Origin of the sequence: Frigoribacterium sp. Leaf8 (assembly GCF_001421165.1) — a bacterium.
Lineage (GTDB): Bacteria > Actinomycetota > Actinomycetes > Actinomycetales > Microbacteriaceae > Frigoribacterium.
This window is the reverse complement of record NZ_LMKB01000010.1, coordinates 681-13,430: the sequence shown is the minus strand read 5'-3', so window position 1 is coordinate 13,430 and position 12,750 is coordinate 681. Positions and strand designations below refer to the sequence as shown.

The 12,750-nt window shown below is 66.3% G+C and carries 16 protein-coding genes; 8 read left to right on the top strand and 8 right to left on the bottom strand.

Annotated elements, in window-relative coordinates:
• Positions 1-140: 140 nt before the first annotated feature.
• Positions 141-818 carry a hypothetical protein gene (locus ASL10_RS15355; protein ID WP_056049987.1) on the bottom strand — a complete coding sequence of 226 codons (678 nt, stop codon included), beginning with the start codon at positions 816-818 and terminating at the stop codon, positions 141-143.
• Between the two features lie 304 nt (positions 819-1,122).
• Here ASL10_RS15355 and ASL10_RS15350 point away from each other — a divergent pair, with 304 nt between their 5' ends.
• The 6 genes from ASL10_RS15350 (at position 1,123) to ASL10_RS15325 (ending at position 5,192) form a co-directional block, all read left to right on the top strand.
• Positions 1,123-1,593: a universal stress protein gene (locus ASL10_RS15350; RefSeq protein WP_056049983.1), complete on the top strand. Its 471-nt coding sequence runs from the start codon at positions 1,123-1,125 to the stop codon at positions 1,591-1,593.
• Complete coding sequence (locus ASL10_RS15345) at positions 1,590-2,330, top strand: 2,3-bisphosphoglycerate-dependent phosphoglycerate mutase (protein WP_056049981.1); 741 nt, start codon at positions 1,590-1,592, stop codon at positions 2,328-2,330. The genes ASL10_RS15350 and ASL10_RS15345 overlap by 4 nt, the downstream gene beginning before the upstream one ends.
• A 1-nt stretch (position 2,331) precedes the next feature.
• Positions 2,332-3,684 (top strand): phosphopyruvate hydratase, encoded by a 1,353-nt coding sequence (eno, locus tag ASL10_RS15340; RefSeq protein WP_082460667.1) that lies wholly within the window; start codon positions 2,332-2,334, stop codon positions 3,682-3,684.
• The gene (locus ASL10_RS15335) at positions 3,681-4,217 is read left to right on the top strand and encodes a CrcB family protein (protein WP_082460666.1); all 537 of its coding nucleotides are present in this window, start codon (positions 3,681-3,683) and stop codon (positions 4,215-4,217) included. Before eno ends, ASL10_RS15335 begins: the two co-directional genes overlap by 4 nt.
• Positions 4,214-4,591 carry a CrcB family protein gene (locus ASL10_RS15330; RefSeq protein ID WP_307785063.1) on the top strand — a complete coding sequence of 126 codons (378 nt, stop codon included), beginning with the start codon at positions 4,214-4,216 and terminating at the stop codon, positions 4,589-4,591. The genes ASL10_RS15335 and ASL10_RS15330 overlap by 4 nt, the downstream gene beginning before the upstream one ends.
• A 157-nt stretch (positions 4,592-4,748) precedes the next feature.
• The gene (locus tag ASL10_RS15325) at positions 4,749-5,192 is read left to right on the top strand and encodes a hypothetical protein (protein ID WP_056049977.1); all 444 of its coding nucleotides are present in this window, start codon (positions 4,749-4,751) and stop codon (positions 5,190-5,192) included.
• 33 nt (positions 5,193-5,225) lie between these two features.
• Here the strand turns inward: ASL10_RS15325 and ASL10_RS15320 are convergent, their stop codons facing one another.
• Positions 5,226-6,293, bottom strand: a complete 1,068-nt coding sequence (locus ASL10_RS15320; RefSeq protein ID WP_235452911.1) for a TDT family transporter — start codon at positions 6,291-6,293, stop codon at positions 5,226-5,228.
• 12 nt (positions 6,294-6,305) lie between these two features.
• Here ASL10_RS15320 and ASL10_RS15315 point away from each other — a divergent pair, with 12 nt between their 5' ends.
• The gene (locus ASL10_RS15315; protein ID WP_157485579.1) at positions 6,306-7,352 is read left to right on the top strand and encodes a LysR family transcriptional regulator; all 1,047 of its coding nucleotides are present in this window, start codon (positions 6,306-6,308) and stop codon (positions 7,350-7,352) included.
• On the opposite strand, the gene ASL10_RS15310 is transcribed toward ASL10_RS15315, so the two are convergent.
• From ASL10_RS15310 to ASL10_RS15300, 3 genes are all read right to left on the bottom strand, one after another.
• Positions 7,353-7,898 (bottom strand): uracil-DNA glycosylase, encoded by a 546-nt coding sequence (locus tag ASL10_RS15310; RefSeq protein WP_043594580.1) that lies wholly within the window; start codon positions 7,896-7,898, stop codon positions 7,353-7,355.
• Positions 7,899-8,019: 121 nt separating this feature from the next.
• Entirely contained in the window at positions 8,020-8,505 is a 486-nt protein-coding gene (locus ASL10_RS15305) for a GNAT family N-acetyltransferase (protein ID WP_056049969.1), read from the bottom strand.
• 56 nt (positions 8,506-8,561) lie between these two features.
• Positions 8,562-9,254 carry an HAD family hydrolase gene (locus tag ASL10_RS15300; protein ID WP_082460665.1) on the bottom strand — a complete coding sequence of 231 codons (693 nt, stop codon included), beginning with the start codon at positions 9,252-9,254 and terminating at the stop codon, positions 8,562-8,564.
• A gap of 140 nt (positions 9,255-9,394) precedes the next feature.
• Between ASL10_RS15300 and ASL10_RS15295 the strand changes: the two genes are divergently transcribed.
• Positions 9,395-9,583: a hypothetical protein gene (locus ASL10_RS15295; protein ID WP_056049963.1), complete on the top strand. Its 189-nt coding sequence runs from the start codon at positions 9,395-9,397 to the stop codon at positions 9,581-9,583.
• Positions 9,584-9,616: 33 nt separating this feature from the next.
• Here the strand turns inward: ASL10_RS15295 and ASL10_RS16275 are convergent, their stop codons facing one another.
• From ASL10_RS16275 to ASL10_RS15280, 3 genes are all read right to left on the bottom strand, one after another.
• Entirely contained in the window at positions 9,617-10,150 is a 534-nt protein-coding gene (locus ASL10_RS16275; protein WP_162234627.1) for an RNA polymerase sigma factor, read from the bottom strand.
• A gap of 53 nt (positions 10,151-10,203) precedes the next feature.
• Positions 10,204-10,833, bottom strand: coding sequence for a hypothetical protein (locus ASL10_RS16270; RefSeq protein WP_162234626.1), 630 nt, complete (start codon positions 10,831-10,833; stop codon positions 10,204-10,206).
• A gap of 794 nt (positions 10,834-11,627) precedes the next feature.
• Entirely contained in the window at positions 11,628-12,407 is a 780-nt protein-coding gene (locus ASL10_RS15280) for an alpha/beta fold hydrolase (protein ID WP_056049956.1), read from the bottom strand.
• Positions 12,408-12,750: the final 343 nt, after the last annotated feature.

The following is a 12,750-nucleotide window of genomic DNA, read 5'->3' as shown; positions in this document are numbered from 1 at the left end:
GCCTCGATCCCATCTGCAGCACTCCGATTCACGGTGGTGTTGCAACGACCACCTGAACCCAAGATCCCCTATCGGGCGGCCGTCGAAAATGCAGAACATCTGAATTGAACGTAATTGCGTTCTGTGCGGGCAGGATGAGGCTAGCTGTAGGCGCGGAAGTAGAGACGTTGGGGCCGGAATGGCAGCCTCGGCCCCGGAATCGGCCCTGAGAAGTAGTCACCGTGTTCGTCGAGCAAGGTGACGCCTCGCCACGTGCGTCTGATGCTGCCGGCGTAGAGCACGACCTGTTCCATCAGGTCCTTCGCTGCCGCCATGCCGTCATCGTCAGTGCGTCCGGCACCGAAGGTCCACCAGTGAAGCTGCGAGCCCTCGACCACAACATTGCCGTCATGCCGCACGTGAACGGAGAAGGGCAAAGCGGAACCCCGGTCAGGAACCACCCGCACCTCCAGGTCGAACTCAGCGACGGGAGCGTGGACCGTCACCCGGCCGTGAGTGCCGACGAGTGCCTCGATCCAGCCTGGCAGGCCCTCTGGGGCGGTCTTGTCGATGGTCATCCTCAGCTGCCGTCGTTCGAGCAGACTGAATGCCCGGCCGACACCGGCTACGTTCCACTCGAGCTCTAGTCTTCGGCCGCCGGCGAATTCGACGACGATCCATTGCTCACCGATGAATGACAGTCCGGGGACTTCCAGAAACGGCAGGCGATCCGTGTCGGGATCGAGCAGGGTCGCGGAGACGTGGTCCGTCCCGAACGTCCTCCTGGCTGCGTCGGTCAGCCGCCCGAATGTGGCTTCGTGATGGGGCGGGATCGGCACGACCTCAGTATGCCGATTCCCGATAGAGACGGCGAGGGCGCTTGACCGAAACTCCAAGTAGAGAGCAAGACCCTACGTCTGCTCAGCTCCCGGTGAACGATCCCCTATCAGGACAGGCCACCACACCCTTTTCTTGGTCGAAAAGAATGTTGTATCAGCAGGTGCAGCTTGGTCGGATCAGTGCTTGACTGAGCCTGGCGGAGACGCCACGGCGGTGGGGCTCGCCGTCACCAACCTCGACTCAGGTCGACAACAGTCCCTATCTCATCCACTGGCGTGCCCAGGAACCGAGATAGGAGACCAGATGACCACCGACACCATCGTCGTCGGAGCTCATACCCGGACGGCCGACACCGTTCTCTCGAACGCCGCCCGGTTCGCGGCCCGGCTGTCGGCACAACTCGTCGTCGTGCAGGTCGACGACTCCCGCGTCCCCGCTGACCCCGACGACGCCAGCGGCCGAGGGGCGACCGTTCCCCTCGACCCAGACGAGTACGACGACGTCGCCGCCGACAGATCTGCCCTCGAGGCGACGGCAGCCCGGCTCCGCACCGACGCGCAGATCACGGTCGACGTCCGTGTCCTCGCCGGTGACCCCGCGAAGGCGTTGGCCCGCGTCGCCGCCGACACGCACGCCGTGATGATCGTCGTCGGATCCTCGAACGGTCTCGCCGCGGGCCTGAAGGCTGCACTGCACGGGTCCACGGCATCGTTCCTCATGCACCATCAACCCGTGCCGGTGCTCGTGGTGCCGGTCTCGAAGGCCCGGCCGTGACGACCCGGATCGCCCTCGTGCGACACGGCCAGAGCCAGGCCAATGCCGACGGGCTGTTCACAGGCATCACCGACTCACCCCTCACGACCGGAGGCCGTGAAGAAGCCCGCCGTGCTGCACACCTGCTCGACGAGACGGGTTTCCGCCCGGCATCGATCCTGTGCTCACCGCTGGCCCGTGCGACCGAGACTGCCTGCATCATGGTGTCCGAGAACCAGTGGACCGTGCCCGCCACCGTCGACGTGCGACTCCGGGAACGCGACTACGGCGACCTGACCGGACGGACGAAGGCGGATGTTCGCCGCTCAACCGGCGAGGAGGACTTCACCCTGTGGCGGCGCTCACTGGACATCCCGCCCCCGCCGTCCTCCGACGCGCAGTTCGCGAAGCTGTGGGCTCAGGACGCCCTTCGTCAGGTGGATCCCTCGAACCGCACCCGGGCCGAGAGCCTGCTCGACGTCATCGTCCGGGTCCGCCCCGTCGCCGAGGCGGTCAAGGCCGGTGCCCCCGGCGGCACCCTGCTCGTGGTGGGCCACGGCAACAGCCTCCGCGCACTCTGCCTGTTGCTCGACGCGCTCACCCCACTCGAGGTCGCCGCGCTCAACATCCCGACCGGCCACCCCCTGATCTACGACCTCGCCTCCGACGGGCATCCGCTGACGCGGGGCGGCACGTATCTCGACCCGGCCGCAGCGGCCCTCGCCGCCGCGGTCATCACCCACGAAGGAGGAACCTGACATGAACGACTACATCAGCAACCGCACCATCCACACCCATGACGTCGGCACCTACGTCACCCACGGCGGTGCACACCCCGTCCAGATCGTGTCCGCCCTCGGGCGGTCGATCTTGGACTCACGCGGATTCCCCACCGTCCAGGTCGACCTCGAACTCGCCGACGGCACCCTCGTCTCGGGCGCCGCCCCTGCGGGAGCCTCGACCGGTGCCCACGAGGCCGTGGAACTCCGAGACGGAGGTGCAGCGTTCGGTGGCAAGGGCGTCCGGAAAGCGGCAGAGATGGTCACCACCGAGATCAGCGACCTCCTGACCTCACGCCCGTGGGCCGGGATCAGCGAGATCGACCGTGCCCTCGCCGACCTCGACGGCACCCCGAACTGGTCGCGGCTCGGCGCCAACGCCGTCGTCGCCACGTCGATCGCGGCGTCCCGAGCGCTGGCCCGCGAAGCCGGCCTGTCCCTGCACCGGTGGATCGCCCTGCTGTCGGGGGCGAACGAATCGCTCCCCGTCCCGCACTTCAACGTCCTGAACGGAGGCGCCCATGCAGCCAACGACCTCGATTTCCAGGAGTTCATGATCGCTCCCGTCGGGGCGACCAGTGAGGAGGAAGCGGTGCAGACCGGCGCAGAGGTCTACCATGCCCTGAAAGCGCTCGTACAGACCCGCTACAACACCGCGGGCCTCGGCGACGAGGGCGGCTTCGCCCCGGCGATCAGCAGCCCCGAGGACGCCCTCGACCTCATCGTCCAGGCGATCACCGACGCCGGCCACCGGGCGGCGCTCGACGACGTCGCGATCGCCCTCGACCCTGCCGCGAACGGGTTCGGCGACGGAGACGGCCGGTACCGGGTCGCCGGGCAGGACCTCGACCGTGCGGCCCTCGCGGACCGGTACGGTGCACTGCTCGACGCGTACCCGATCAGGAGCATCGAGGACGCGTTCCACGAGGACGACCACGACGGGTGGGCGCTGATGGCGTCGAGGTTCGGCGGCCGCGTGCAGCTCGTCGGCGACGACCTCTACGTGACCGACCCCGAAAGGATCGCCGAAGGTGCCGAGAAGGGCTGGTCGGACGCCGTCCTCATCAAGCCGAACCAGATCGGCTCCGTCAGCCAGACCCTCGACGCGATCGCCACCGCTCGGTCGCACGGCATGGCCTGCATGGTGTCGCACCGCTCCGGGGAGACCACCGACACGTTCATCGCCGACCTCGTCGTCGGCACCGGGGTCGGCCAGATCAAATCCGGTGCCCCCGCACGCGGGGAGCGGGTCTGCAAGTACAACCGCCTCACCGACATCGAAGCCGATCAGCCCGGACTCCCCTACGGCCTCAGCACGAAGGACGATGCATGACCACCCCCTCACCCGACTCACCGTTTCCGCCGCTGCCCTCGAGGAGAGGCGACGAGTTCGACGGGCTGGGCCAGAACCCGGACCTCGATGTCGACGACTCCACGGGCACCGAAAGGCCCGTGCACCTGCGGTGGCGGTTCATCGGATTCGTCACCCTCGGCGGCACGATCGGCACGGGATTGCGCGAAGCCCTGGCGTTGAGCTTCCCCGCGGCCCCGGGCAGCATCCCCGTCACGATCCTGCTGATCAATGTCGTCGGTGCGTTCGCGCTCGGGCTGCTCCTTGAGTCGCTGGTGCGACGAGGGCCGGACGCGGGTCGCCGACGCGACCTGCGCCTCCTCGTCGGAACAGGCGTTCTCGGCGGGTTCACCACCTACAGCGCCCTCGCGGTCGACACCGCGACCCTGCTCGGTGACGCGCTGCCGATCGCGATCGCCTACGGTGTGGGATCGGTCGTGCTCGGCGCCGTGGGTTCCTGGGCCGGCATCACCGGCGGTGCCGCCCTCCATCGCCGTTCTGAGGCGGCGTCGTGATCGCCCCGTGGCTCTTCGTCGCGATCGCGGTCGCCGGTGGCGTGGGTGCGGCCCTGCGCCTCGTCGTCGACGGCGTCGTCCGCAGCACGTGGTCGGCCCCCATCCCGCTGGCGACCCTGGTCATCAACGTCAGCGGGTCGTTCGTGCTCGGCTTGCTCACCGGTCTCGCCGACCACGCGGGGATGCCCCGAGAGTGGCTGCTCGTCGCGGGCGGCGGGCTCATGGGCGGCTACACCACGTTCAGCACCGCAAGCGTCGAGACCGTGCGCCTCGTAGCCGAGAAGAAATGGGTCGCGGGAATCGCCAACGGCGCGGGCATGCTGCTGCTCGCCGTCGCTGCCGGGCTCGTCGGCCTCACCATTGGCACGTCATGACACCCTTCTGCTGACGAGTCGCGAATGCTCGTGGGGGCTGCCGTCGGGGCATGCTCGTGGTTGCATCAGGTTCGCGGCCGCTTCGTGCAGCCGCACCAGTCGGCGGCCGCCGACTCCCCTTTCCGTTTCGACATACAAGTGCGCAGGAGAAAGCATCATGAGCAACACCGTCATCCATGACTTGGTTTCCGAGATGCTGGGTCGGCTTCCGTCCGGTGGAGGCATCGTGGCTGTGGATGGCGATGCTGGCGAGCAACTCTCGGACATGGGCAGTCAGTTGGCTCGGGAGATCAGCGCGAGAGGCCTCACGTCGTGGGTCCGATCATTCACGGGCGCAGACTTCGAGTCTTCACCCGCCGGCACGGACGTGCTGTTGGTCGTCGGCGAAGGCGCGTTGCAGCCTGGCGTCCGGACGCGGTGGAACTGGACTCTGTGGGTCGAGGCCTCCGGGGTGCGTGATCCGGCGAGCAACGACCGCAGTGCGGTGGCGTTCGAGAGCTACCGGTCGCGTGACGAGCCCAAGGGCGCCGCCTCGGCCATCGTCGACGTCAGTGACCCCGAGGCCTATCGCCGTGACTGGAACGACGCCTGTTCGATCTGAGTCGCTCCCCCCACGCACCCTCGTCGTCCGTGGTCAGGGCAGGGGACGGGGAGGCGCGAGGAGCGTTCCGCGGATGACGCTGCCGTGGAAGGTGCGCGCGGCGACCGTGATCCAGGCCCCGACGAGCCCGATGTAGAACACGACCGCCAGTACCTGCAGCGTGACGAGTCCCGTGTGCAGGGCCAGACCGTTCAGGCCTGTCACGCAGGTGCCGACGGGGAAGGTGAACGACCACCAGGTGAGTGAGAACGGGAGCCCCTGGCGGATGGTGTGGAGGGTGATGGCCGATGCCAGTGCCGCCCACATCAGGGCGAATCCCAGGGTGGGCACACCGTAGACGAGCCCGAAGACGAACAGGGCGTGCGAGGTTTCCTGGTCGACGGCGAGGTGGGCGTTGCCACCGAGAAGGTTGGCCGCGGTGATCGACTGCCCCAGGGGGCCGAGGACGATCCAGAGGGTCGGGACCATGCCGGCCGGGCCGATCTTGTGCTGGGCCAGGCGTGACCAGATCAGCGTGATGATCACGATCGACGCCAGCAATGACAAGCCGAACATCGCGTAGCACCCCCAGAGCATGTTCTGCCTTGCCTGCCCCGCGGGCAGGAAGGGCAGCAGCAGCGCACCGGTAGAGGCAGACACCATTGGGGGAACCACGGGCATGAGCCAGCCGCCGAACGCACTGTCGGGGGCCGTGTCGTGCCGGGTGAACGTCAGGTACGGGACCGCGATCGCGCTGACGAGGCCGAGCACCGTGCCGATGGTCCACAACACCCAGTCGATGCCGACCGCCAGGGGCGTACCGAGGACGTCTTTGCCCAAGAGCAGGGTTCCCGCGCCGACGGTCAGCAGCGCCATGGGCGGTGCCCCGTAGAAGTGCGCCATCACCGGATTGAGTCGATGCCCCCGCGCGGTGGCCCGGTAACGCACCCAGTGCATGACGGTCGCCGTGCTGAGAGCGACCAACAACACGCTGGCCAGTGCCCAGACGATGGTCGCGGCAGGGCGCAGCCCCGGGAACTGCAACGGCAGGGTCGCCGCGGCGTTGGCGACGATGCCGGTCCCCATGATCGACGCGAACCAGTTCGGGGTCAGGTTCGACACGATCTGCCCGCGGTGCTCGAGCTGGCGGAACAGACCGTGCGTGCGGGGTGGGGCGACAGTCGGTGTGATCGCGGCAGGCATGCCTCGATCTTCGTACGTGCGTCCGGCTGCCGATACGGGCGGATGCTTGTGGTGTCACAATCGATCCTTGTGACCGGACTCCCTGTTGATCTCGAGACGCTCCGACTGCTGGAGGCGATCTCGAGATCGGGCAGTCTGGGCCGGGCCGCGACATCGGTGGGCATCAGCCAGCAGGCGGCGTCGTCTCGCATCACGGGCGCCGAGCGGCGGCTGGGTCGTACGTTGCTCGTCCGCTCTCGGGCGGGCTCGGCGCTGACCGAGCACGGACTCCTGGTGTGCGAGTGGGGCCGACCCCTGCTCGAGGCGGCGACCACCTTCGAACGATCGCTGCACACCCTGATGACCGGCGCCTCCGACGCTCTCCTCGTCGCGGCGAGTCAGACGGTGTCAGAGGCGCTGATGCCACGCTGGATGACAGCGGCAGCGGATCGTGTCCGGGTACGCCTGGAATCGGGCAACAGCGACTGGGTCGTCGACGAGGTCCGTTCGGGGCGCGCGCACCTCGGGTTCACGGAGACCCCTGATGAGGCCGACGGGCTCGCCACGACCGTCCTGGGTGTCGACGAACTGCTCGTCGTCGTCTCGCCGAGGCACGCATGGGCATCGAAGTCCGAACCCGTGACGGCAGCGGATCTCGCATCCACACCGCTCGTGTCTCGGGAGTCGGGCTCGGGCACCCGCCGGACCCTCGAGCTCGCCCTGGGGATCGACCCTGCCCTGATGGCAGAACCCGCTGCGCAGTTGTCGTCGACGGGCGCCATCCGGGCGGCCATCGCCGGCGGTGTGGGTCCGGGAGTCATCAGCTCGTTGCTGGTCGAGGACGACCTCCGTGCCGGGCGCCTCGTCACCGTCCCGGCAGCCGTCGACCTGAGGCGCCCGTTCCGCGCTGTGTGGTCGGCCGGTCTGAGCGCCGGGGCGCAGGATCTCCTGGCCGTGATCGCCGCGTCGCAGCACAGCCCCGACTCCTCGCCGAGATGATCAGAGAAGCGAAGCGTGCCGTAGGGCCGTGACGGCCCGCAGGTGCTTCTCGCCGGCGCGGGTGGCGTTCGCCGGCGACAGATGGGGTGCCGCGAGCACGGGCACGACCCTCGCACGCGGTTCCAGGGTGAAGTACCTCATCACGCCCGTCAGGGCCGGAGTGCCGAAGGTCACGATCGCCCGCAGCTGCGGCAGAGAAACGAGCAGCTGAGCCAGGGCAGGGCGTGCCTCGTCGAGATCGGTGACGGTCGGCGCCCGACCAAGGGCCCACGGGACGATGTTCCATCGCAGGTAGACGTTCCTGCCCAGACCCGACTCGATCCGTGCTCGCCTGAACGCAGACGCCGTCGGCCCCGGGTTGTCCTCACTGCTGATCGCGTCCTCGCCCTGCTTGATCGTGGCAGGACCGGGTGATTCCATCAGCACGAGAACTGTCGCCGCTGCTCCTCCACCTGATGGGTCGAAGCCCGGCACGAAGCGCGCACGTCCTGGTCCGGAGCTCCGCCATTCCGATACGAGCTGATCGAGGCCCCTGGGCTGCTGCATCCCTAGACGCTACGACGTTAGGGACCGTTTCCACCCACGCTCACCGACGACACGGAACGACCACGACGGCGTCCTCTCCGAGTGCGCTCGCCCCACAGCAAGTGATCCAGTGGGGGATCCCCTATCGGGCGGTCAGGACTCGTTCGTAGAGAACGAGAGAGCCGCTTCGTTGCACTTCGGCGAGGCCGCCTTTGATGAGGACGCGACGGGAAGCGACGTTGTCGGCTTCCGTGTCCGCCGCTGCGATCGTTGCCCCGCGCAGACGAGCGTGTTCGAGCGCGAGCAGGACAGCCGACGACGCCAGGCCCTCGCCTCGAGCCGAAGGAACCAACCCGTACCCGAACTCGACTCGCCCGTCGGCGTCAGGAGGACCGAAGAACCCGAGGCCCCCCACCGCCATCCCGTTCGACGACCTTCGGACGACGTACATCGTGAAGTCCGGGTCAGGGGCCGCTGACGCAGCCAATGATCTCAATGGATCGATCTCGTCGAGGAACGGGTACTCGGCATGCCACCGGTCACCGGGTCGCTCGTCACGAGCCACGATGCGCCGGGCAAGTGCCGGCGTGATGGGCTCCAAAGCGACTGTGCTGCTCCTCAGGATCATGCGCCGATCCTCTCAGGACGAGGAGCGAGCTTCCGCCCCGATCGACGACCGATCGGCTATCGGGCACCCGCAGACCTCGCGATCGCGCACCCGACCAACTCAGCGATCCGAAGCTCACGGGGCCTGTGGCCATCGACCAGCAGCGCCTGCATACCGGCTGCCCTCGCTCCGTCAACGTCCTTCTTCGCGTCGTCGCCGACGAACAGGCATGCCCCCGGCTCGACTTCGAGCTCAGAGGCAAGAACGGCGAAGGCCCTCACGTCGGGCTTCGAGAAACCGATGCGCTCAGACGTGCAGACGACATCGAACTCGTCGAGGAGACCTGTGCGCCGGAGCTTCGCCAGCTGCTGAGCCTCTGTCCCGTTCGTCAACAGCCCGATGTGATGACCGGACGCGCGCAGGCTCTGGAGAAGCGGAAGCGCATCGGGGAATGCCCGCCATGACGACTCGTACGCCCGCAGATAACCGCCGAACAGCTCGTCGACATCGACGTCACTGGCAGGGACATCGACCCCTAGCGCTGGGAGGACCGAGCGAAGCCGCTGACGGCGCTGCTCCGAGAAGCTGATCTCACCCGACCGCCAACGCTCGAAGTTCTCCTCCTCGGCGTCGAACCATCTCGAAAGAGTCGAGTCCGACGCGACCACGCCGAGCGAACCGAGGAAGTAGGCCGCGGCAGATCGGGCTGAACCGTGGTGATCGAACAGCGTCCCGTCGAGGTCGAAGCCGACCGCACCCACTCGCGTCACCGATCAAGTCTAGAAGTGGACCGGTGGCCGATCGTCTATCGAGACACTCTGAAGCTAGAGGTCGCGTTCCTTGGCCCCCTAGCGGGCGGCCGCTATGACGACTAGCCAAACCGCTCGCAGAGCTGCACTACGGTTCGAGCATGGAGACCGTTCCGCTCGTCATGACCGTAATCGGCGCTCTCATCGTCGCGGCAGGCTTCGCCTACACGTTCAACCTCAGGAAGCGAGGCGGGGTGCGATCGGGAAGTCGCCCCTTCTTAGCCATGACCATCACGATCGGACTCGGAACCGGAATCCTCGTAGCAGGCGTCATCGCCGCCCTGAGCTGACTCGCGAACCCCTAGCTAATGGCCGATCGCCTATCAGGCATCGGTGGTGCCAATGACACGCCCGCGGAATGCGCCGGGCACGTCACGCGGGCCCTTGTCGGCAAGTTGATCGTGGAGGACCTTCCGGGCTCGGGAAAGGCGGGCACGAACTGACGTGGCCCGCTTTCCAAGGATTAAAGCCACTTCTTCCTGGGTGAAACCGTCCCAGTAGACGAGGCGCACGATCTCCCGATCTACCACCGGAAGCTGCTCAATTGCCGCTCGTACGTAGGCGACTCTTTCCATGTTCTCGGTTGAGGCATGTTGCTCGAGGGCATCGGCAGACACAGTGAGCCGAAGGCGTGCGCTCAAGGCGGTCCGCCGGGTTCGACCTCGTAGGTGTTGCGAGAGTTTTTTGCGAGCGATGCCAAACAGCCAGGCACGAAGCATGTCCGGTTCGATTGTGCGGGTCGTGCTCGATTGCCAGGCTGCGAGGAACGTTTCACTGACGAGATCCGCTGCGTCCTCGGCTGGTACGTCACGTCGTATGAAGAACCCGAGCAGCCCTCTAGCCTCGTTGCGGAACAAGTCAGCGAGATCTGCGCCTACTTCTCTGTGAGGGTGAGGCTTCGTCGTTCCCGTCAATGGAGTTGTCCGTCGCAGTCCGAATCGATCTCTGCCCAGCCACTCACGGTGCCGGCGGGCAGGCCGAGTTCGTCGGATACATCCATGACGATGAACTCGAGCATGGACACGGACAGTGCCGATTCGTCTTCGAGGGGCTGCTGATCTCCGATTCCCGGGATTTGCGCTGTTGACTGCACTGACTGGGGGAGATCGCCGGGGGTGCCTGCCTTGTCGCCAGCCAGAACAAGGGCGTATTCGTAAATGCGCTGACCGAGACCGCTCGTGGTGAAGTCGGCATTTCGGTAGTAAGTGGAGACCTCGGTGAACCTGGGCGAGAAGTACGAGCTTTCGATGGTGGCAGTGCACGAGACTGTGACCCCAGTGTCGGTGACGTACTCGACGGGGATCGGGGTCTCGATTCGTGTCAGCCCGTCGACGGCGACTGCGCCGGCCGTGAGTGCTCCGACGGCAAGAATGCTGCCGGGCACGAGCCAGAGTGCTTTTCGGCGCCGGGGAAGCCGCCGGCTCCCAGTGGCAACGCGAGTCTCTGCCACAAGAGCATCGAGTGCCGCCTCCGTAGCGACTGAGGTGGTAAACGCCGGGCGGCTCCCAGCGAGGAGTTCGTCAACATTGTGCTTGGGCAAGGTGATCCGATCCAACCGATGACCGCGGGCTCTCCGCTGTCACAGAAGTAATGTCCAGTGAGCACCAAAGTGTGACGTCGTGAATCGACTTTTCCTCTTTCGTAATTCCTCGAAGTGCAGGCCGTGGCCCAGCAACACTCGGTCACCGAAGATAGATCGTCTATTGGAGGTCATGTCGGCAGGAGTGAAAGTGTGACGAGCAGCTTGGGAGGGTCGCCGCATCAGACGAAGTAGAGGACTCCGGCCACGGCCACCACAAAGCACAGCGGAACGGCTCCAAACACTGTGACTCGCCGACTGGCGGGCATCGACCGCGGTTCTTGAGCGCTCAGCCATGCCATCACCAGAACTGTCACGCCCGCAAGGGTGGTAATCGCCGAAACCATGAGAACGGATGCGTCGGCAGGGAGCATGGCGCAGGCCGACGGACGGTCGTCGTAGGAGCAGGACCGCCAGGGCTGCAACAAGAAAAGAGTCAAGACGAGAGCGCCCGTAACACCGGTGACCGCACCCAGCGCCATGAAAGTTCGTCGCGTCCTCATGGCTTAACCGTAGAGCTGGCAGCCAATCGCTCTCCTTGGATGACGGAACAGCTTGCAGAAGGGCAGGCTCACGGAGCACCAGATCCGGCCTAACGACATTGACCTGCCACCAACTCAGCCCATCGACATCAGTCACTGGCTAACGCATGGCGATGCGGCAGATCGGTAACGGAGATCGCTAGAGCGAGGTTACAAACGGTGCCCGATAGACGATCCCCTATCGGGACGCCGTGGCGCTTGGGGCGACTGTGCTCAGCCAGTGACGACGCTGCGGAGCGCATCGAGCCATTGATCGAAGGCGTCGAGGTGCGCGTCGTGAGATGCGGCCGTGAGATCGACGCGTCGAACCGCGTGGCCCCGACGCACGAACTCCGTTTTTTGCTCCTCCGAGAACATGCCGCCGTCCGCGTATAGCACGAGGGCTGGCACGGTGACACTCTCCCACTCGGCCCAGCGCGACTCACCGACGGCTTCGATCGTGGCCTGCATGACGTCGGCGTCGAAGCGGGGATACAAGCCATCCGCCCGTTCTTCGAGGTCCTCGACCCATGCACGCTCGAGGGGCCCATCACCGAGAGCCGCCGCGGCTTCTGCGCGATCAGTGAAGGGGACTGCCCATGAACGGAAGAAGTCGCCAAGGGCTCGGTGCTCATCAGTCGTTCCACCACCCTGGTTCCCTTCGAGCAGGACGAGCCGCCGGATGAGGTCCGGGCGCGCCGCGGCGACGAGCATCGCCGTGTGAGCTCCCATCGACTGGCCGGCGAGAGTCACCGGCCCCGACGTTTCCTTGCTGATGACAGTCACGACATCGAACACGTACGCCTCGCGAGAGGTGTCTGCCGGCTTGGTCGTGCTGTGTCCATGGCCTCGCTGATCGATGAGGATGACCCGCCGCCCGGCCAGACCCTCTGCGGTGCGGACGAACTCGCGGCTGCTCCCTGCGAGCCCGTGAAGGAGGACGACTGCTGGCTCGACGCCGTCGAAGACCGTGTAGGCGATCGTCACCCCGTCGTCGACTGTCGTCTGCTTCATCGCTGAAACCATGACGTGAGCCTACGGGCACCGCTCTATCGAGCATCAGCGCCGTGCGCACAACGATCCTCTATCGGCACAGCTCGTGAGATCGACTCCCGAACTACGGCCCACGACACCTCGTACGGTTGGGGCATGGACGCGTTGTCTAGCGCCGCCCTTTTCGTTGTAATCACAAGCGCGATTCTTTACGCGCTCTACTGGGTGATTCGACGTGCCGTTGCAGCCGGCATCAAAGACGCAGAGGATCGTCCGTAGCCGGATCCCCTATCGGGCACTGCTTCGTGGGCTGGCTCCGTGGAGCAACGCAACGTGAAGCAGACGGTCCCTCCTGGGGTTGACC

Bases quoted from the DNA above. Each gene is read 5' to 3' on its own strand.
- ASL10_RS15350 (WP_056049983.1), top strand. From the start codon at position 1,123: ATGACCACCGACACCATCGTCGTCGGAGCTCATACCCGGACGGCCGAC.
- ASL10_RS15305 (WP_056049969.1), bottom strand. From the start codon at position 8,505: ATGATCCTGAGGAGCAGCACAGTCGCTTTGGAGCCCATCACGCCGGCA.
- ASL10_RS15310 (WP_043594580.1), bottom strand. From the start codon at position 7,898: ATGCAGCAGCCCAGGGGCCTCGATCAGCTCGTATCGGAATGGCGGAGC.
- ASL10_RS15295 (WP_056049963.1), top strand. From the start codon at position 9,395: ATGGAGACCGTTCCGCTCGTCATGACCGTAATCGGCGCTCTCATCGTC.
- ASL10_RS15280 (WP_056049956.1), bottom strand. From the start codon at position 12,407: ATGAAGCAGACGACAGTCGACGACGGGGTGACGATCGCCTACACGGTC.
- eno (WP_082460667.1), top strand. From the start codon at position 2,332: ATGAACGACTACATCAGCAACCGCACCATCCACACCCATGACGTCGGC.
- ASL10_RS15325 (WP_056049977.1), top strand. From the start codon at position 4,749: ATGAGCAACACCGTCATCCATGACTTGGTTTCCGAGATGCTGGGTCGG.
- ASL10_RS15335 (WP_082460666.1), top strand. From the start codon at position 3,681: ATGACCACCCCCTCACCCGACTCACCGTTTCCGCCGCTGCCCTCGAGG.